The organism is Streptomyces sp. TRM64462 (assembly GCF_013362995.1).
Classification (GTDB): domain Bacteria; phylum Actinomycetota; class Actinomycetes; order Streptomycetales; family Streptomycetaceae; genus Streptomyces.
Map to the genome: position 1 here is coordinate 1 of NZ_JABWDV010000007.1, position 17,692 is coordinate 17,692.

At 72.2% G+C, this 17,692-nt stretch carries 19 protein-coding genes and 1 tRNA gene; 12 read left to right on the forward strand and 8 right to left on the reverse strand.

From position 1 onward, the window contains the following. The coding region (locus HTZ82_RS00160) for a DUF3662 domain-containing protein (protein WP_175407167.1) at window positions 1-433 on the reverse strand (433 nt) is incomplete at its 3' end. 415 nt (window positions 434-848) lie between these two features. Here HTZ82_RS00160 and HTZ82_RS00165 point away from each other — a divergent pair. The 4 genes from HTZ82_RS00165 to HTZ82_RS00180 all read left to right on the forward strand — a co-directional run bounded on the left by HTZ82_RS00165 (window position 849) and on the right by HTZ82_RS00180 (window position 3,912). After that, a tRNA-Leu gene (locus HTZ82_RS00165) sits at window positions 849-935 on the forward strand. Between the two features lie 182 nt (window positions 936-1,117). Further along, window positions 1,118-2,575: a DUF2252 domain-containing protein gene (locus HTZ82_RS00170; RefSeq protein WP_175407168.1), complete on the forward strand. Its 1,458-nt coding sequence runs from the start codon at window positions 1,118-1,120 to the stop codon at window positions 2,573-2,575. A 33-nt stretch (window positions 2,576-2,608) separates the two neighbouring features. Further along, on the forward strand, window positions 2,609-3,502 hold the full coding sequence (locus HTZ82_RS00175) for a hypothetical protein (protein ID WP_375540756.1): 894 nt from the start codon (window positions 2,609-2,611) through the stop codon (window positions 3,500-3,502). Between the two features lie 65 nt (window positions 3,503-3,567). Further along, a complete protein-coding gene (locus HTZ82_RS00180; RefSeq protein WP_175407169.1) occupies window positions 3,568-3,912 on the forward strand; it encodes a rhodanese-like domain-containing protein in 345 nt (114 codons plus the stop codon). A 42-nt stretch (window positions 3,913-3,954) separates the two neighbouring features. Here HTZ82_RS00180 and HTZ82_RS00185 read toward each other — a convergent pair whose 3' ends face one another. The 5 genes from HTZ82_RS00185 to paaA are packed head-to-tail and all read right to left on the reverse strand — an operon-like array spanning window position 3,955 to window position 7,527. Next, window positions 3,955-5,016 (reverse strand): 2Fe-2S iron-sulfur cluster-binding protein, encoded by a 1,062-nt coding sequence (locus tag HTZ82_RS00185; RefSeq protein WP_175407170.1) that lies wholly within the window; start codon window positions 5,014-5,016, stop codon window positions 3,955-3,957. After that, window positions 5,017-5,511: a 1,2-phenylacetyl-CoA epoxidase subunit PaaD gene (paaD, locus tag HTZ82_RS00190; RefSeq protein WP_175407171.1), complete on the reverse strand. Its 495-nt coding sequence runs from the start codon at window positions 5,509-5,511 to the stop codon at window positions 5,017-5,019. It abuts the gene before it with no gap. Next, window positions 5,505-6,230, reverse strand: coding sequence for a 1,2-phenylacetyl-CoA epoxidase subunit PaaC (gene paaC, locus HTZ82_RS00195; RefSeq protein WP_175407172.1), 726 nt, complete (start codon window positions 6,228-6,230; stop codon window positions 5,505-5,507). Before paaC ends, paaD begins: the two co-directional genes overlap by 7 nt. Next, window positions 6,227-6,514, reverse strand: a complete 288-nt coding sequence (paaB, locus tag HTZ82_RS00200) for a 1,2-phenylacetyl-CoA epoxidase subunit PaaB (RefSeq protein WP_175407173.1) — start codon at window positions 6,512-6,514, stop codon at window positions 6,227-6,229. Before paaB ends, paaC begins: the two co-directional genes overlap by 4 nt. After that, window positions 6,511-7,527, reverse strand: coding sequence for a 1,2-phenylacetyl-CoA epoxidase subunit PaaA (paaA, locus tag HTZ82_RS00205; protein WP_217623513.1), 1,017 nt, complete (start codon window positions 7,525-7,527; stop codon window positions 6,511-6,513). The genes paaB and paaA overlap by 4 nt, the downstream gene beginning before the upstream one ends. Window positions 7,528-7,639: 112 nt before the next feature. Here paaA and HTZ82_RS00210 point away from each other — a divergent pair, with 112 nt between their 5' ends. The 3 genes from HTZ82_RS00210 to HTZ82_RS00220 are packed head-to-tail and all read left to right on the forward strand — an operon-like array spanning window position 7,640 to window position 10,439. Further along, window positions 7,640-8,506, forward strand: coding sequence for a DUF5819 family protein (locus HTZ82_RS00210; protein ID WP_175407174.1), 867 nt, complete (start codon window positions 7,640-7,642; stop codon window positions 8,504-8,506). Continuing rightward, complete coding sequence (locus HTZ82_RS00215; protein WP_375540757.1) at window positions 8,503-9,771, forward strand: HTTM domain-containing protein; 1,269 nt, start codon at window positions 8,503-8,505, stop codon at window positions 9,769-9,771. The genes HTZ82_RS00210 and HTZ82_RS00215 overlap by 4 nt, the downstream gene beginning before the upstream one ends. Next, window positions 9,768-10,439 carry a TrmH family RNA methyltransferase gene (locus HTZ82_RS00220; RefSeq protein ID WP_175407175.1) on the forward strand — a complete coding sequence of 224 codons (672 nt, stop codon included), beginning with the start codon at window positions 9,768-9,770 and terminating at the stop codon, window positions 10,437-10,439. The genes HTZ82_RS00215 and HTZ82_RS00220 overlap by 4 nt, the downstream gene beginning before the upstream one ends. Before the next feature lie 63 nt (window positions 10,440-10,502). Here the strand turns inward: HTZ82_RS00220 and paaN are convergent, their stop codons facing one another. Next, window positions 10,503-12,197: a phenylacetic acid degradation protein PaaN gene (gene paaN, locus HTZ82_RS00225; RefSeq protein WP_175407176.1), complete on the reverse strand. Its 1,695-nt coding sequence runs from the start codon at window positions 12,195-12,197 to the stop codon at window positions 10,503-10,505. A gap of 123 nt (window positions 12,198-12,320) precedes the next feature. On the opposite strand from paaN, the gene HTZ82_RS00230 reads away from it, so the two are divergent. Both HTZ82_RS00230 and HTZ82_RS00235 read left to right on the forward strand, forming a co-directional pair. Next, window positions 12,321-13,862, forward strand: coding sequence for a 3-hydroxyacyl-CoA dehydrogenase (locus tag HTZ82_RS00230; RefSeq protein ID WP_175407177.1), 1,542 nt, complete (start codon window positions 12,321-12,323; stop codon window positions 13,860-13,862). Continuing rightward, complete coding sequence (locus tag HTZ82_RS00235; RefSeq protein WP_175407178.1) at window positions 13,862-14,452, forward strand: TetR/AcrR family transcriptional regulator; 591 nt, start codon at window positions 13,862-13,864, stop codon at window positions 14,450-14,452. Before HTZ82_RS00230 ends, HTZ82_RS00235 begins: the two co-directional genes overlap by 1 nt. A 66-nt stretch (window positions 14,453-14,518) precedes the next feature. Here HTZ82_RS00235 and HTZ82_RS00240 read toward each other — a convergent pair whose 3' ends face one another. After that, window positions 14,519-15,031 carry an Lrp/AsnC family transcriptional regulator gene (locus HTZ82_RS00240; protein ID WP_175407184.1) on the reverse strand — a complete coding sequence of 171 codons (513 nt, stop codon included), beginning with the start codon at window positions 15,029-15,031 and terminating at the stop codon, window positions 14,519-14,521. A 196-nt stretch (window positions 15,032-15,227) separates the two neighbouring features. Here HTZ82_RS00240 and pdhA point away from each other — a divergent pair, with 196 nt between their 5' ends. From pdhA to HTZ82_RS00255, 3 genes are all read left to right on the forward strand, one after another. Next, window positions 15,228-16,370: a pyruvate dehydrogenase (acetyl-transferring) E1 component subunit alpha gene (pdhA, locus tag HTZ82_RS00245; RefSeq protein WP_175407179.1), complete on the forward strand. Its 1,143-nt coding sequence runs from the start codon at window positions 15,228-15,230 to the stop codon at window positions 16,368-16,370. Continuing rightward, on the forward strand, window positions 16,367-17,371 hold the full coding sequence (locus tag HTZ82_RS00250; RefSeq protein ID WP_175407180.1) for an alpha-ketoacid dehydrogenase subunit beta: 1,005 nt from the start codon (window positions 16,367-16,369) through the stop codon (window positions 17,369-17,371). The genes pdhA and HTZ82_RS00250 overlap by 4 nt, the downstream gene beginning before the upstream one ends. Beyond that, window positions 17,353-17,692, forward strand: a 340-nt coding sequence (locus tag HTZ82_RS00255) for a biotin/lipoyl-containing protein (RefSeq protein WP_309235246.1), incomplete at its 3' end; no start/stop codon positions are given. The genes HTZ82_RS00250 and HTZ82_RS00255, both read left to right, overlap by 19 nt.

The window sequence follows — 17,692 nt, forward strand, 5'->3', positions numbered from 1 at the left end:
CCTGGCCGTGCGGCGGGCCCGCGGGGCCGCCGTCGGGGGTGTGCGCGGACTGCGAGGAGCTGGAGGCGAGGGTGCGGCTGCGGACGCGGTACAGGCCGGTGTCGAGGTCGTCGGCCTTCTCCAGGTGGACCTTGATGGGGCCCATGAACGTGTACCGCTGCTGCTTCGCGTAGTCGCGGACGAGGCCCGCGAGCTCGTCGCCGAGCTGCCCGGAGTAGGGGCTGAGGCGCTCGTAGTCGGGGGCGCTCAGCTCGACGATGAAGTCGTTGGGGACGACCGTCCGCTCCCGGTTCCAGATCGTCGCGTTGTTGTCGCACTCCCGCTGGAGGGCCCCGGCGATCTCGACAGGCTGGACCTCGGACTTGAAGACCTTGGCGAAGGTGCCGTTGACCAGGCCTTCGAGACGCTGCTCGAACCGCTTCAGGACTCCCATGGGGCACCTCCTCCGTCGTTGCCGTCCTGGTACTGCTTACTGATCGTATCCACGCGTCGGGAAATCGGCTGGTTCCCCTTCTCTGCCCTGTGGACGAGTGTCACCTCTCACATCTCCCACACGGATCGTAGAGGCGCCCTGTGGACAGTGTCCCGCACCCGCGGCACACCCTGGAGGAGCGGGGGTCGAGGGACCGCGTTCCGTTCCGTCTCCTCCTTGTCCCGCTCCGTTCTGCTCCGCTTCCTCTCCGTTCCGCTCGGTTCTGCTCCGCTTCCTCTCCGTCCCCCTCTCCTTGTTCGCCGGGCGGGCCCCCGAAACAAACGGATGTGAAACCACCTCTCGCGACGTGCTAATCTTCAGATGTCGCCAGGCGGTCGCACCGAACGAGGTGGGGCCGAGGGAGACAACACCCAATGCGCGGGTGGCGGAATAGGCAGACGCGCTGGATTCAGGTTCCAGTGCCCGCAAGGGCGTGGGGGTTCAACTCCCCCCTCGCGCACCAGCGAACGAGCCCCATCGTGAAAACGATGGGGTTCGTTCTCGTTTCCACCGCGCTTTCCACAGGGGGAGACGCGGGGCGGGCGCCCGAGTACGGTCATGGCTGCTGTGCTGTTCGGCCGGTTCGGCCGGTTCGGCTGGTTCAGCCTGGGGAGGCCGGTTCGGCCTGGGGAGAACGGGGGGCTCATGGACGAGATCAACGCTGCGGTGCCGGCCCAGCGGACGGGTGGCGGCGCCGATGGGCGGATCCCGGAGGTGCCGGGGTTCGCGCGGCGCCGGGCCGGGGCGTACGCGGAGGCCGGACTGGACGGGCCGAAGGCGCGGGGCAGGGCACTGCGGGAGCGGGTGCCGCGCGCCGCGCACGACGCGCTGGTGCTGCGCACGGGGCGACCGGACGCGGTGCGGGCGGTCGAGGAGTCCAGCCGGGGCCGGGTGGCGGCGCTGGCGCCGATACGTGTGGGGCGCATGGCGGCGACGCCCTTCGCGTTCCTGCGCGGGGCCGCCGGGCTGATGGCGCACGACCTGGCGGCGACGCCGGTCACCGGGGTGGCCGCGCAGATATGCGGGGACGCGCACGCGGCGAACTTCGGGCTGTACGGCGACGCGCGCGGCCGGCTCGTCATCGACCTCAACGACTTCGACGAGACCGTGGCAGGCCCGTGGGAGTGGGACGTCAAGCGGCTGGCCGCGTCGCTTGTGCTCGCAGGGCGGGAGGCCGGGGCCGACGAGGACATCTGCCGGGCGGCCGCTTACGACGCGGTGGGCGCGTACCGGCGGACCATGCGGCTGCTGGCCAAGCTGCCGGTGCTGGACGCCTGGAACGCCATCGCCGACGAGGAACTCGTCTCGCACACGGACGCGCGGGACCTGCTGGGCACGCTGGAGCGGGTGGCGGAGAAGGCGCGCAGGAACACCAGCGCCCGGTTCGCGGCCAAGTCGACGGAGCGGTGCGAGGACGGCGGGCGGCGGTTCGTCGATGCGCCGCCGGTGCTGCGCCGGGTGCCGGACGGGGAGGCGGCGGCGGTCGCGGCCGCGCTGGGCCCGTACCTGGAGACGCTGCCGCCGGACCGGCTGCCGCTGCTGGCGCGGTACGCGATCCACGACGTGGCGTTCCGCGTCGTCGGCACGGGCAGTGTGGGCACGCGGTCGTACGTGGTGCTGCTCCTGGACCACCGGGGCGAGCCCCTGGTCCTCCAGGTGAAGGAGGCGCGGCCTTCGGCGATGGTGCCGTATCTGCCCGCCGCCGGGTTCGCGGCCGAGGAGACGGGGCACGAGGGGCGGCGGGTCGTGCTGGGGCAGAAGCGGATGCAGGTGGTCAGCGACAGCCTGCTCGGGTGGACGACCGTGGAGGGCCGGCCGTACCAGGTGCGGCAGTTCCGCAACCGCAAGGGCAGCGTGGACCCGGCGGCGCTGTCCGCCGACCAGGTCGACGACTACGGGCGGATGACGGGCGCGCTGCTGGCTCGGGCGCACGCGCACAGCGCCGACCCGCGGCTGATCGCGGCGTACTGCGGTAAGAACGACGAGCTCGACGCGGCGGTCGCGCGGTTCGCGGTGGCGTACGCGGACCGTACGGAGGCCGATCACGCCGACCTGGTGGCGGCCGTCCGCAGCGGGCGCGTCGCCGCCGAGCTGGGGGTGTGACGTACGGGTGCGGGTCGCCCGTAGTCTGGTCGGGTGACGACCCCGAGCGACGACGTGACCGGCACCCCCGCACCCCTGGCGCCCGACGCCCCTGAGGCACCCGAGGCGCCCGAGGCCGTACCGGGGGCGGCTGCCGCCACCGAGGCACCCGAGGCGCCCGAGGCGCGGTTGGCGCGGGCTGTGCGGGCGGCGGAGCAGGCGCTGATCGAGTTCGAGATCGCCGTGGAGACCTTCCGCGTCGAGGTGGAGAACTTCTCGCGGCTGCACCACCAGAAGCTGGGCCCCATGTATGCGCGTCTCGACGAGCTGGACGCGCTGATCGCGGAGGCCCGGGCTGCCCGCACCGGGGACCCGGAGGACCTGCGCAAGGCGGAGGAGGCCCGGGCGATGGTGCTGCCGATGCCCGGCGTCGAGGAGCTGTTCCACAACTGGATCGACTCCGACGGCCTCTCCCCGGAGGCCGCGGCGATGTTGAACGAGCAGCCCGTGCAGGCGCCCAAGCGCGTCCGGCCGAGCGACGAGGCCCGCAAGCTCTACCGCGAGCTGGCCCGCAAGGCGCACCCCGACCTCGCCAGGGACGAGGAGGAGCGCAAGCGGCGCGACGCGTTCATCACGCGCGTGAACGCCGCCTACGCCCGCGGGGACGAGGCGCAGCTGCGGGAGCTGGCGGAGGAGTGGGCGGCGGGGCCCGCGCCGGCCGTGCCGGAGCTGAGCGAGAGCGAGGAGCTCTACGCCCGCCTGGAGTGGCTGGCGCACCGCAAGGAGCTGCTGACGGCGGTCGCCCGGGAGCTGGAGGAGAGCGCGATCGGCGCGATGCTGCGGCTGGCGCCCGAGGAGCCGGACCGGCTCCTCGACGAGGTCGCCGAGCAACTGCTGGCCCAGGTGTCCCAGCGCGAGGCGGAACTCGCCGTTCTCCTGGGTTCCTGAGCCGGGATGCCATCCTGGGACTCAGCGCCATGTCCCGCCCGCTGCCACAAGAGAAGGCCTGATCGATGAACTTCGCACCGCTGCCCACCGTGGACGTCGCGTCCGTGCCCGCCGACGCGCTGGTCCTGGACGTCCGGGAGAACGACGAGTGGGCGGCCGGGCACGTCGAGGGCGCGCTGCATGTCCCGATGAGCGACTTCGTCGCTCGCTTCGGCGAGGTGACCGAGGCGGTGGCCGACGGGCGGCGCGCCTATGTGATGTGCCGCGTCGGGGGCCGGTCCGCCCAGGTCACCCAGTACCTGGTCCAGCAGGGCATCGACGCGGTGAACATCGACGGCGGCATGCTCGCCTGGGAGGGCGCCGGCCGGCCCATGACCACCGACCACGGCGCCGCACCCGTCGTCCTGTAACCGCCTGCGGCCGCCCGGGGCGTCAGCGGTCTTCAGCGGTCGTCAGCGGTCGAAGTCCAGCTCCACCTCGGGCGTCATCGGGTGCGACTGGCAGGCCAGGACGTAGCCGGCCTCGGTCTCCTCCGACTCCAGGGCGTAGTTGCGGTCCATGCGGACCTCGCCGGAGACCAGGAACGCCCTGCAGGTGCCGCACACACCGCCCTTGCAGGCGTACGGGGCGTCCGAGCGGCTGCGGAGCACCGTGTCCAGCAGGGACTCGCCCTCCTGGACCGGCCACTTCCCGGAACGTCCGTCGAGGGTCGCCGTCAGCGTCGCGTGCGCGGCCTCGCCGGGCACCCGGGCGCGGGTCGTGGCCGAGCCGTCGTCCACATGGAAGATCTCCTGGTGGACGCGGTTCCTCTCCACGCCGAGGTCCCGCAGCGCCTGCTCGGCGCCCTGGACAAGACCGAACGGTCCGCACAGGAACCAGCCGTCCACCTCGCCGACCGGCAGCAGCGCCGGCAGGAGCCGCGTCAGGCGCTCCTCGTCGAGACGGCCCGACGGCAGACCGGTCTGCTGCTCCTCGCGGGAGAGCACGGTGATCAGCTGGAACCGGTCGGGGTAACGGTCCTTGAGGTCCGCCGCCTCGTCCAGGAACATCGTCGACGCGGCCGTGCGGTCGCTGCGTATCAGGCAGAACCGGGCCTCCGGCCGCTCGGCCAGCAGCGTCGCCGCGATCGACAGCACCGGCGTGATGCCGCTGCCGCCGACGATGGCCGCGAAGTGCCCGGGGCGCGGGGCCAGGACGAACCGGCCCATGGGCTCCATGACCTCGACGACGTCCCCGACCGCGAGCTCCTTGAGGGCGTACGTCGAGAACTCGCCGCCGTCGACCAGCCGGATGCCCACCCGCAGCACCGGGTCCGTGCCGGGGGGCGCGGCCGGGGAGCAGATCGAGTAGGTGCGGCGGATCTCCTCGCCGGCTTCGGAGGTGCGGCGGAGGGTGACGTGCTGGCCAGGCGTGTGGCGGAAGGCCTCGCGCAGCTCGGCCGGTACGGCGAAGGTGACGGCCACCGAGTCGTCCGTGAGCCGCTCGACCTCGCTCACCCGGAGCGGATGGAACATCTACAACTCCTTGAAATGGTCGAAGGGTTCGCGGCAGGAGGCGCAGCGGCGCAGTGACTTGCACGCGGTCGAGGAGAACCTGCTCAGCAGCTCGGTGTCGGTCGAGCCGCAGTGCGGGCAGCGGATGGCGAGCGAGACGGGCACCGGGCCGCCCTGTTCCTGCCGGCGGGGCGGGGCGATGCCGAACTCGTCGAGCTTGCGGCGGCCCTCGTCGCTGATGTCGTCGGTGGACCAGGCGGGGGAGAGGACCGTGACGACGGAGACCTCGGGTATGCCGTGCTCGTGCAGCACCCGTTCGATGTCCGAGGACATCGCCTCGATGGCCGGGCAGCCGGTGTAGGTCGGGGTCAGCTGCACCTTCACCTTGCCGGGGCCGAGGACCTCCACGCCGCGCAGGACGCCCAGCTCCTCCAGGGTCAGCACGGGCAGCTCCGGGTCGGGGACCGAGCCGGCCAGCCGGCTCAGCTCCTCCTCGAGCGGCGTCATGGTCACCATGACGCCCCCGGGTGGCTGCGGTGCAGATGCTGCATCTCGGCGAGCATCCTGCCGAAGGACTCGGTGTGCACGCCCTGTCGGCCGGCGCCCGCGCTCCAGGCCGTGTTCCGCGGCCCCTCGGGCAGGCTGAGCGTGGCCCGCTCCAGTACGGCGGACACCGATGCCAGCCAGTCGGACTCCAGCTCCCGCCAGTCCACGTCGACGCCCTCGACCGGCTGGAACAGCTCCCCCGTGAAGCGCCACAGTGCCTCGCAGGCCCGCTGCATCCGCTCGTGGCTCTCGGGCGTGCCGTCGCCGAGCCGCAGCGTCCACTGCTCGGCGTGGTCCTGGTGGTAGGCGACCTCCTTGACCGCCTTCGCGGCGAGGCCCGTCAGGTCGCCGTGGCCGCCGTCCGCGGACAGCCGGCCGTACAGGAGCCGCTGGTAGGTGGAGAAGTACAGCTGGCGGGCGATGGTGTGGGCGAAGTCGCCGTTCGGCTGCTCGACGAGCTGCACGTTGCGGAAGGCGCGCTCCTCGCGGAGGAAAGCCAGCTCGTCCTCGTCACCGACGAGGGAGAGCAGCACCCGGGCCTGGCCGAGCAGGTCCAGGGCAATGTTCGCGAGGGCGACCTCCTCCTCCAGGACGGGCGCGTGGCCCGCCCACTCCCCCAGGCGGTGCGACAGCACCAGGGCGTCGTCACCGAGGGCGAGAGCGGCCGCGGTGTTCACGGAGGCGGTCACAGGTGCTGCACCCCCTCGGGGATCTCGTAGAAGGTCGGGTGTCGGTAGGGCTTGTCCGCGGACGGCTCGAAGAACGGGTCCTTCTCGTCGGGGGACGACGCGGTGATCGCGGCGGACGGCACGACCCAGATCGACACGCCTTCGTTGCGGCGCGTGTACAGGTCGCGGGCGTTGCGCAGGGCCATCTCCGCGTCCGGGGCGTGCAGGCTGCCGGCATGGGTGTGGGACAGCCCGCGGCGCGAGCGCACGAACACCTCCCACAGCGGCCAGTCGCTGGTCGTCATGCCGTCGCCTCCCCGTTCTCGCCGGTCGTGCCGTTCTCGCCGGTCGTGCCGGTCTTGCTGTGCGTGCCGTTCGTGGCGTGCTTCGCGGCGTACGCGGCCGCCGCCTCCCTGACCCAGGCTCCCTCTTCGTGGGCCCGGCGGCGCTGTGTGATCCGCTGTTCGTTGCAGGGGCCGTTGCCCTTGAGGACCTGGCGGAACTCCTCCCAGTCGATCACGCCGAAGTCGTAGTGCCCCCGCTCCTCGTTCCACCGCAGGTCGGGGTCGGGGAGCGTGAGACCGAGGGACTCGGCCTGCGGGACGCAGATGTCGACGAAGCGCTGACGCAGCTCGTCGTTCGAGTGGCGCTTGATCTTCCACGCCATGGACTGGGCGGAGTGCGCCGACTCGTCGTCGGGCGGGCCGAACATCATCAGGGAGGGCCACCACCAGCGGTCCACCGCGTCCTGCGCCATCGCGTGCTGGGCCGGGGTGCCGTTCGACAGGGCGAGCAGGGCCTCGTATCCCTGGCGCTGGTGGAAGGACTCCTCCTTGCAGATCCGGACCATCGCGCGGGCGTACGGGCCGTAGGAGCAGCGGCACAGCGGCACCTGGTTGGTGATCGCGGCGCCGTCCACGAGCCAGCCGATGGCGCCGACGTCGGCCCAGGTCAGCGTGGGGTAGTTGAAGATCGACGAATACTTCTGGCGGCCGGTGTGGAGCTTGTCCAGGAGTTCGTCGCGGCCGGTGCCGAGCGTCTCGGCGGCGCTGTACAGGTACAGGCCGTGGCCCGCCTCGTCCTGCACCTTGGCCATCAGGATGGCCTTGCGCCGCAGTGAAGGTGCCCGCGTGATCCAGTTGGCCTCGGGCTGCATTCCGATGATCTCGGAATGGGCGTGCTGCGCGATCTGCCGGACCAGCGTGGCGCGGTACGCGTCCGGCATCCAGTCGCGCGGTTCGATGCGCTCATCGGCGGCGACGGCGGCGTCGAACACCGCCTCGTACGCCTCCGGAGAGTCCGTGGTCACTGCCGTCATCGGGCCCCCTACCGACCGATCGTTCGGTTGAATGACTTCAATGGTCGGTCGGCGGCCCGTATGGTGTCAACCCTGTGGATAACTGCGGTGGATCGATGCGGATCGGGGCGGGATGGAGTCGTACGACGAGCAGCGCGGGGGGACCCGGTGGGCCGCCGGTGACCTGAACGCCGACGCAGCCGACGCAGCCGACCCCGCGGAACTCGCGGAACTCGCGGACCCCGCCGACCCACCTCGGCCCGCCGTCCCTGCTGAGCCGCCCGTGCCCGCGGAGCCCCCCGGGCCCGCAGCCGTCGAGGCGTCCGCGGACGCGTCCCGGAGCGGTATAGCCGCACTCTCGCTTCCCGGGCAGGTCGTGGCCGGTGTCGCGCTCGCGGCGATCGGGTTCCTCGCCTGCTACCACCTGGCCATGGTGTTCCTGCACGTCGCTCCCGCGAACACCGTCACCAAGGAGCACGGCGAGGCGGTCAACGACTGGGTGATGCCGGAGTTCGAGCAGAACTGGAAGCTCTTCGCACCCAACCCGCTCCAGCAGAACATCGCCGTGCAGGTCCGCGCCGAGGTGAACCGTGGCGGCGCGCGCGGCACGACCCCCTGGATCGACCTGTCCGCCGAGGACGGCGCGGCGATCCGCGGCAACCCCTTCCCCAGCCACGTGCACCAGAACGAACTGCGCCGGGCCTGGGACTTCTATGTGAACTGGCATGGCGAGGGCAACGAGCCGAACGGTCTGCGCGGGCAGCTGTCCGAGCGCTACATCCGGCGGATCGTGCTGATGCGGCTGGAGGAGCACGACCTGGGCGGGAAGATCGAGCGGATACAGGTGCGCTCCGCGACGACGGGCGTCCCCGCACCTCCGTGGAGCGACGAGAAGATCGACACGCGCCCTTACCACCGGGTCCTGCCGTGGTGGACCGTGACCGCAGCCGACCTCGCGGGCGGCGTGTCCGGCGGCTCCACCGAGGAGGGCGCCCGGTGAATCCCGCCATCCCCGGTCGCGAGACTGCCGCCCCCGATCGGGAGGCGGCCGCCCCCGGTCGCGAGGCGGCCGCGCCGCGTCGGGAGCCGTTCGACCGCCGGGCGCTGCGCGGGCTCCAGCGGATCACCGGAGCCGCACTCGGTCCGTACCAGACCGCCGTCGTGCGCATCGGCTTCGCCGCGACCTGGCTGTTCTTCCTGCTGCGGGAGTTCCCGCACCGCCACGAGCTGTACGGACCCGAGGGTCCCTGGGCCTGGGACATGGCCCGGCAGCTCATCGGGGAGAACCACTCCTTCACCGTGCTCATGTGGTCCGACTCCACGATCTGGTTCGAGATCGTGTACGCGGTCGCCGTGCTCTCCAGTGCCCTGCTGATGGCCGGCTGGCGCACCCGGGCCACCTCGGTGATCTTCATGGTGGGGGTGCTGTCGCTGCAGAATCGCTCCGTCTTCATGGGCGACGGCGGCGACAACGTCATCCACCTCATGGCGTTCTACCTGGTCCTGACCCGTTGCGGGCAGGTCTGGTCGGTGGATGCCCGCCGGCGGGCCCGCCGTGGGGACGCCTTCGATCCGGGCGGTGCGGTGCTCTGGGCGGTGCTCGGCTTCGGCCTGGTGGCCGCGACGCTGTTCCGCGACCGTTCCGGCGAGCCCTGGCTGCTGGTGCTCCTGTGGCTGCTGTGGCTGGCGCAGGGCGTGTGGTGGCTGATGAGCACCTTCGCGCCGGGAGAGCCCCGCACGCTGCTCGACGTCATCGCGAATCTGACGCACAACGCCACGCTCGCGGTGATCATGGCCGAGGTGTGCCTGATCTACGCCACGGCCGGCTGGTACAAGATCCAGGGTTCGCGCTGGCAGGACGGCACCGCGCTGTACTACCCGCTCAAACTTGACTACTTCACGCCGTGGCCGGCCCTGTCCGATCTGCTGGCGCAGGGCGGTCTGGTTGTCATGCTCCTCACGTACGGCACGGTCGTCGTGCAGGTGGCGTTCCCGTTCACGCTGTTCAACCGGCGGGTCAAGAACGTCCTGCTGGCGGTGATGATGCTGGAGCACGCGGGGATCGCGGTGCTGCTCGGACTGCCGTTCTTCTCGCTCGCGATGATCGCCGCCGACGCCGTCTTCCTGCCGACCGTCTTCCTGCTGTGGCTGGAGGGCCGCGGCCGCGGCCTCCGGCACCGGCTGGGACGCAGGCGGGCCCCGGTGCCGGTCCAGGAGCCGGCGCCGGACGAGGACGCGCGCGAGGGCCGTACTCTCGTCGGGTGAGCAGCGAGACCCCCACCGGCACCGAGCCCCTCCAGTACGACGACGGCTACGGCCCCGAGGTCGGGGTCGGACCGCACCCCCTGCCCTGGCCGCAGGACGAGCGGTACGACCCCGAGCTGCTCGCCGACGGGGACCGGCGCAACGTCGTCGACCGCTACCGCTACTGGACGCGGGAGGCGATCGTCGCCGACCTGGACACGCGCCGGCACGACTTCCACGTGGCCGTGGAGAACTGGGGCCACGACTTCAACATCGGGTCCGTGGTGCGCACCGCCAACGCGTTCCTCGCCAAGGAGATCCACATCGTGGGGCGGCGGCGCTGGAACCGGCGCGGCGCCATGGTCACCGACCGGTACCAGCACGTCCGGCACCACCCGGACACGGCGTCCCTGACCACGTGGGCCGAGGCCGAGGATCTGCCGATCATCGGGATCGACAACCTGCCGGGCGCCGTTCCGCTGGAGCGGACCGTGCTGCCCCGCCGCTGTGTGCTGCTGTTCGGACAGGAGGGCCCGGGCCTCACCGAGGAGGCCCGGAAGCACGCCCGTACGGTCTGCTCGATCGCCCAGTTCGGGTCGACGCGGTCGATCAACGCCGGGGCGGCCGCGGCGATCGCCATGCACGCCTGGGTGCAGCGGTACGCGGAGATCGCCGAGCCGTCCGTCTGACAGCGGCTCCCGCCCGAGGGGCCCGCCGGCTCGGGCCCGGGGCCTCGGGGTCGGGGCCCGGTCTCAGGCGGGGCGGCGGACCTCCACCACGCGGAAGCGGTTCGCGACGAAGGCACTGTCGCACAGCGCGGCGTTCGCCGCCGGGTTGCCGCCCGAGCCGTGGAAGTCGGAGAACGCCGCCGTCTGGTTCACGTACACGCCGCCCGTCAGGTTGAGCGAGAGCTGCGCCGACTCCTCCAGGCAGACCTCCTCGACCGCGCGCTCCACCTCGTCCGACGTCGTGTAGGCGCCGACCGTCATGGCGCCCTTCTCGCGGACCGTGCGGCGCAGCAGGTCCAGGGCGGTGTCCGTCGAGTCGACGGAGACGGCGAACGAGACGGGGCCGAAGCACTCCGACATGTACGCCGCCTCGGCGTCCGGCTTGGAACCGTCGAGCTTGACCATCAGCGGTGTGCGTACGACGGCGTCCGGGAAGTCGGGGTTGGCCACCTCGCGGGAGGTCAGGGCGACCTCGCCGAGCTCGGCTGCCGCCTCCAGGCGGGCCTTCACGTCCGGGTTGACGAGTGCGCCGAGCAGCGCGTTCGCCCGGGCGTCGTCGCCCAGGAGGCCGTCGACGGCGGCGGCCAGGTCGGTGACGACCTCGTCGTACGTCTTGTGGCCGGCGTCCGTGGCGATGCCGTCGCGCGGGATCAGCAGGTTCTGCGGGGTCGTGCACATCTGGCCGCTGTACAGGGACAGCGAGAACGCCAGGTTGGAGAGCATGCCCTTGTAGTCGTCGGTCGAGTCGACGACGACGGTGTTGACGCCGGCCTTCTCCGTGTACACCTGGGCCTGGCGGGCGTGGGTCTCCAGCCAGTCGCCGAACGACGTCGAGCCGGTGTAGTCGATGATCCGGACCTCGGGGCGGACGGCCAGGGTCTTGGCGATGCCCTCGCCGGGCCGCTCGGCGGCCAGCGCGACCAGGTTCGGGTCGAAGCCCGCCTCCGCCAGCACCTCGCGCGCGACCCGCACCGTCAGGGCGAGCGGGAGCACCGCGCGCGGGTGCGGCTTGACCAGCACCGCGTTGCCGGTCGCGAGCGAGGCGAACAGGCCCGGGTAGCCGTTCCAGGTCGGGAACGTGTTGCAGCCGATGAGCAGCGCGACACCGCGGCCGACCGGCGTGAACGTCTTGCGCAGCTCCAGCGGGTCGCGCTTGCCCTGGGGCTTGGACCACTCGGCGTCGGCGGGGGTGCGCGTCTGCTCCGCGTACGCGTACGCCACGGCCTCCAGGCCGCGGTCCTGCGCGTGCGGGCCGCCGGCCTGGAACGCCATCATGAACGCCTGCCCGCTGGTGTGCATCACCGCGTGCGCGAACTCGTGGGTCCGGTCGCTGATCCGCTTGAGGATCTCCAGGCAGACCAGGGCCCTGGTCTCCGGGCCCGCATCGCGCCAGCTCGCGAGGCCCGCGCGCATGGCGGGCAGCAGGACGTCCACGTCGGCGTGCGGGTACTCCACGCCCAGCGCCGGGCCGTACGGGGAGACCTCGCCGCCCGTCCAGCCGTCCGTGCCCGGCTGGTCCAGCTCGAAGCGGGCGCCCAGCACGGCCTGGTGGGCGGCGAGACCGTCGGCCGCGCTCAGCGAGCCGTTCTCCCCGTACGCCTTGGGGTGCTCCGGGTGCGGGGACCAGTACGCGCGCGTACGGATCGCCTCCAGCGCCTGGTCGAGCGTGGGCCGGTGCCTGTCGGCCAGGTGGTCGGGGGTGAGCTGCGCGGCGGCCATGACGGACCAACTCCTCGGTGAGCTGGGCAGGGACGGGCGGACAGAGCTAGAGTAACCGAACGATCGGTCGGGACAAGGGGGTCTCTCGGACATGTGGACAACGCATCGGGGAGGATCACTGACATGACCGACACAGAGGCCACCGCCCCCGCGGCCGGGACCGCCGTCCCACCCGGCAGCACCGTCGCCGTCGTCGGCGCGGGCACCATGGGCCAGGGCATCGCCCAGGTCGCCCTCGTCGCCGGCCACGCCGTACGGCTCCACGACGCCGCGCCCGGGCGCGCCGCGCAGGCCGCCGAGGCCGTACTCGGCCGCCTCGACCGGCTCGTCGCCAAGGGCCGCCTCACCCAGGACACGCGCGACACCGCCGCGGGCCGCCTCCACGCCGCCGCCGGTCTCACCGAGCTCGCGGACGCGGCGCTGGTCGTCGAGGCGATCGTCGAACGGCTCGACGTCAAGCAGGAGCTGTTCTCCGCGCTGGAGGACGTCGTCTCCGACGACTGCCTGCTCGCCACCAACACCTCCTCCCTCTCCGTCACGGCCATCGGCGGGGCGCTGCGCCGCCCCGGCCGGTTCGTCGGCATGCACTTCTTCAACCCGGCGCCGCTGCTGCCGCTCGTCGAGATCGTCAGCGGCTTCGCGACCGACGAGGCAGTCGCCACGCGCGCGTACGAGACGGCCAGGGCCTGGGACAAGACCCCGGTGCGCTGCGCCGACACCCCCGGCTTCATCGTCAACCGCGTGGCACGCCCCTTCTACGCCGAGGCGCTGCGCGTGTACGAGGAGCGGGGCGCCGACCCGGCCACGATCGATGCCGTGCTGCGCGAGTGCGGCGGTTTCCGGATGGGCGCGTTCGAACTCACGGATCTGATCGGGCAGGACGTCAACGAGGCGGTCACCCGGTCCGTGTGGGACGCCTTCTTCCAGGACCCGAAGTTCACGCCGTCGCTCGCGCAGCGGCGCCTGGTCGAGTCGGGCCGCCTGGGCCGTAAGACGGGCCAGGGCTGGTACCCGTACGGGGACGGGGCCGAGCGGCCCGAACCGCACACCGCGGCCCCGGCGGAGCCGCCCCGGCAGGTGACCGTGAGAGGTGACCTCGGGCCGGCCGAGCCCCTGGTGGAGATGATCGAAAAGGCCGGGATCAAGGTCCGCCGCCGTGGTGGTCGCGGCTGTATCGACCTGCCGTCCGGCAGCAGCCTCCAGCTCGCGGACGGAGAGCCGTCCTTCGAGTTCTCCCACGAGCAGCCCATCTACTTCGACCTCGCGCTGGACTACGCGGCCGCCACCCGGATCGCCCTGTCCACGGCCGGCACGACCGCGCCGGAAGCGCTGAACGAGGCCGTGGGCCTGTTCCAGGCGCTCGGCAAGAAGGTGTCCGTGATCGGGGACGTTCCCGGCATGATCGTCGCTCGGACCGTGGCCATGCTGGCCGACGTGGCCGTGGACGCCGTGGAGCGCGGCGTCGCCACCGCCGAAGACGTCGACACGGCCATGCGGCTCGGCGTGAACTACCCCGTGGGTCCACTCGAATGGGGCGAGCGAGTCGGCTACGCGCGCGTGCGCGACCTTCTGGAGGAGCTGCACAAGCGCTACCCCACAGGACGCTACGCACCCTGCCTCGGGACCAGCCGACGGGGATGGGCCGAGGACGCGGAGGACCAGTGATGACCACCGCCAGGCGCGACACCTACACGCCCGAGACGCTGCTCTCCGTCGCCGTCCGCGTGTTCAACGAGCGCGGGTACGACGGCACGTCCATGGAGCACCTCTCCAAGGCGGCCGGTATCTCCAAGTCGTCCATCTACCACCACGTCACGGGCAAGGAGGAGCTGCTGCGGCGGGCCGTCAGCCGCGCCCTGGACGGGCTGTTCGCCGTGCTCGACGAGGCGCCGGCCAACCAGGGGCGGGCGATCGAACGGGTCGAGTACGTGACCCGGCGCACCGTCGAGGTGCTGATGGACGAACTGCCCTACGTGACCCTGCTGCTGCGCGTGCGCGGCAACACACGCACCGAGCGCTGGGCGCTGGAGCGGCGGCGCGACTTCGACCACCGCATCGCCGACCTGATGAAGGCGGCGGCCGCCGACGGCGACCTGCGCTCCGACGTCGACATAAAGCTCGCGACCCGGCTGCTGTTCGGCATGGTCAACTCGCTCGTCGAGTGGTACCGGCCACTGCCCGACGGCGCCGACCGCCGGCAGCTCGCCGACACGGTCGTACGGCTCGCCTTCGACGGACTGCGTACCGCACCCTGAGCCGTACGTCTCGGCCCTTGGGCCTTGGGTTCCGGCCCTTGGGCCTTGGGTTCCCGCCCCTGGGCCTTACGTCTCGTCGGCAGCGATCCGGCGGTCGAGGTCCGTCTCCTCGAACACCAGCAGCGTGCGCGTGGACAGCACCTCCGGGATGGCCTGGATCCTGGTCAGGACCAGCTCCCGCAGGCTGCGGTTGTCCGGCGTGTGCACCAGCAGCAGCACGTCGAAGTCGCCGCTGACCAGCGCGATGTGCGCGGCACCCGGCAGCGCCTGCAGCTTCTCCCGCACCGTGCGCCAGGAGTTCTGCACGATCTTGAGCGTGATGTACGCCGACGCGCCCTGCCCCGCACGCTCGTGGTCGACCCGAGCCGTGAACCCGCGGATCACCCCGTCGTCGATGAGCCGGTTGATCCGCGCGTACGCGTTGGCACGCGACACATGGACCCGGTCGGCCACGGACCGTATCGACGCGCGACCATCCGTCTGGAGGATCCGGAGGATGTCCCGGTCGATCGCGTCGAGCGGGCGTGGCGGCGGCATGTGCTCGTCGCCCTGCTCCGCCCGGTCCCAGCCGCGGGCCATTTGTTCAGCTGCCATGTCCCCCCGCCTCCCTCTCGTGGACGACCTGCCTCTATCCCAGGCTGTGGAGAACCGTTTGTCCACAGGGTCTGGGCGCCTGTGGCCAAAATGGCCCCACGACCGAACAATCGGTAGGTGAGGCGCGCCACATCCGCGCCGCCCTCGGGTCTTATGCCCACTCCCACGAGGAGGTGCTGTCATGACGGTCCAAGAGCTGCCCGGCGCGGCCTCTTACCGGCCCACCCCGCCGCCGGCGTGGAAGCCGCGCACCGATCCCGCGCCGCTGCTCCCGGACCCCGAGCCCTATCGGGTGCTCGGCACGGACGCCGCGGCCGGTTTCGCCCCCGCGCTGCTCCGGCGGCTGTACACCGAGCTGGTGCGCGGCCGCCGGTACAACGCGCAGGCGACCGCGCTCACCAAGCAGGGCCGGCTGGCGGTGTACCCGTCCAGCACCGGCCAGGAGGCCTGCGAGGTGGCCGCCGCCCTGGTCCTGGAGGACAGGGACTGGCTGTTCCCGTCGTACCGCGACACCCTGGCCGCCGTCGCGCGCGGCCTCGACCCGGTCGAGGCGCTCACCCTGCTGCGCGGCGACTGGCACACCGGCTACGACCCGCGCGAGCACCGCATCGCTCCCCTGTGCACGCCGCTCGCCACGCAGCTCCCGCACGCGGTGGGCCTGGCGCACGCGGCCCGCCTCAAGGGCGACGACGTCGTGGCGCTCGCCATGGTCGGCGACGGCGGCACCAGCGAGGGCGATTTCCACGAGGCGCTGAACTTCGCGGCCGTGTGGCAGGCGCCGGTCGTCTTCCTCGTCCAGAACAACGGCTTCGCGATCTCCGTGCCGCTGGCCAAGCAGACCGCCGCCCCGTCCCTGGCCCACAAGGCGGTCGGTTACGGCATGCCGGGCCGGCTCGTCGACGGCAACGACGCGGCCGCCGTGCACCAGGTGCTGTCCGAGGCCGTGGCCCGCGCCCGGCGCGGCGGCGGTCCCACGCTCGTCGAGGCCGTGACGTACCGCATCGACGCCCACACGAACGCCGACGACGCGACCCGGTACCGCGGTGACAGCGAGGTCGAGACCTGGCGGCACCACGACCCGATCCAGCTCCTGGAGCGGGAACTGACGAGCCGTGACCTCATCGACGAGGACGGCATACGGCAGGCCGCCGACGAGGCCGAGGCCATGGCCGCACGGCTGCGCGAGCGGATGAACGCCGACGCGGAGCTTAACCCCATGGACCTGTTCGGCCACGTCTTCGCGGAGCAGACGGCACAGCTCAGGGAACAGGCGGCGCAACTGCGGGCCGAGCTGGCCGCAGAGGCGGAAGGTGACGTGCGATGACCACCGTGGCAGCCAAGCCCGCCACCATGGCCCAGGCCCTCCAGCGCGCCATGCGCGACGCGATGGCCGAGGACCCCACCGTCCACGTGATGGGCGAGGACGTCGGCACGCTCGGCGGTGTCTTCCGCGTCACCGACGGACTCGCCAAGGAGTTCGGCGAGGACCGGTGCACGGACACGCCGCTCGCCGAGGCCGGCATCCTCGGCACGGCCGTCGGCATGGCGATGTACGGGCTGCGGCCCGTCGTCGAGATGCAGTTCGACGCGTTCGCCTACCCCGCCTTCGAGCAGCTGATCAGCCATGTCGCACGCATGCGGAACCGGACGCGGGGCGCGATGCCGCTGCCGCTGGTCGTCCGTGTGCCGTACGGCGGCGGCATCGGCGGTGTCGAGCACCACAGCGACTCCTCCGAGGCGTACTACATGGCGACTCCGGGGCTCCATGTCGTCACGCCCGCGACGGTCGCCGACGCGTACGGGCTGCTGCGGGCGGCCATCGCGTCCGACGACCCCGTCGTGTTCCTGGAGCCGAAGCGGCTGTACTGGTCGAAGTCCGACTGGTCGCCGGACACCCCGGCGCAGGTCGAGCCGATAGGCCGGGCCGTCGTGCGCCGCACGGGCCGCAGCGCGACCCTGATCACGTACGGGCCGTCCGTGCCCGTGTGCCTGGAGGCCGCCGAGGCCGCGCGGGCGGAGGGCTGGGACCTGGAGGTCGTCGACCTGCGCTCCCTGGTGCCGTTCGACGACGAGACGGTCTGCGCGTCCGTGCGGCGCACCGGACGGGCGGTCGTCGTCCACGAGGCCAACGGCTTCGCCGGACCGGGCGCCGAGATCGCCGCGCGGGTCACCGAGCGGTGCTTCCACCACCTGGAGGCGCCCGTGCTGCGGGTGGCCGGATTCGACATCCCGTACCCGCCGCCGATGCTGGAGCGGCACCATCTGCCGGGCGTCGACCGCATCCTCGACGCGGTCGCCAGGCTCCAGTGGGAGGCGGAGAGCTGATGGCGCAGGTGCTGGAGTTCAAGCTGCCCGACCTCGGCGAGGGCCTCACCGAGGCGGAGATCGTGCGCTGGCTGGTCGAGGTCGGGGACGTCGTCGCCGTCGACCAGCCGGTCGTCGAGGTCGAGACGGCCAAGGCCATGGTCGAGGTGCCGTGCCCGTACGGCGGTGTGGTCACCGCCCGGTACGGCGACGAGGGCGAGGAACTGCCCGTCGGCGCCCCGCTGCTGACCGTCGCCGTGGGCGCGTCGTCGCTGCCGCAGGACGGCGCCGCCGCCGCGCCGACGGCCGACAAGGGCGCCGCCGCCGAAGAGGGCTCCGGGA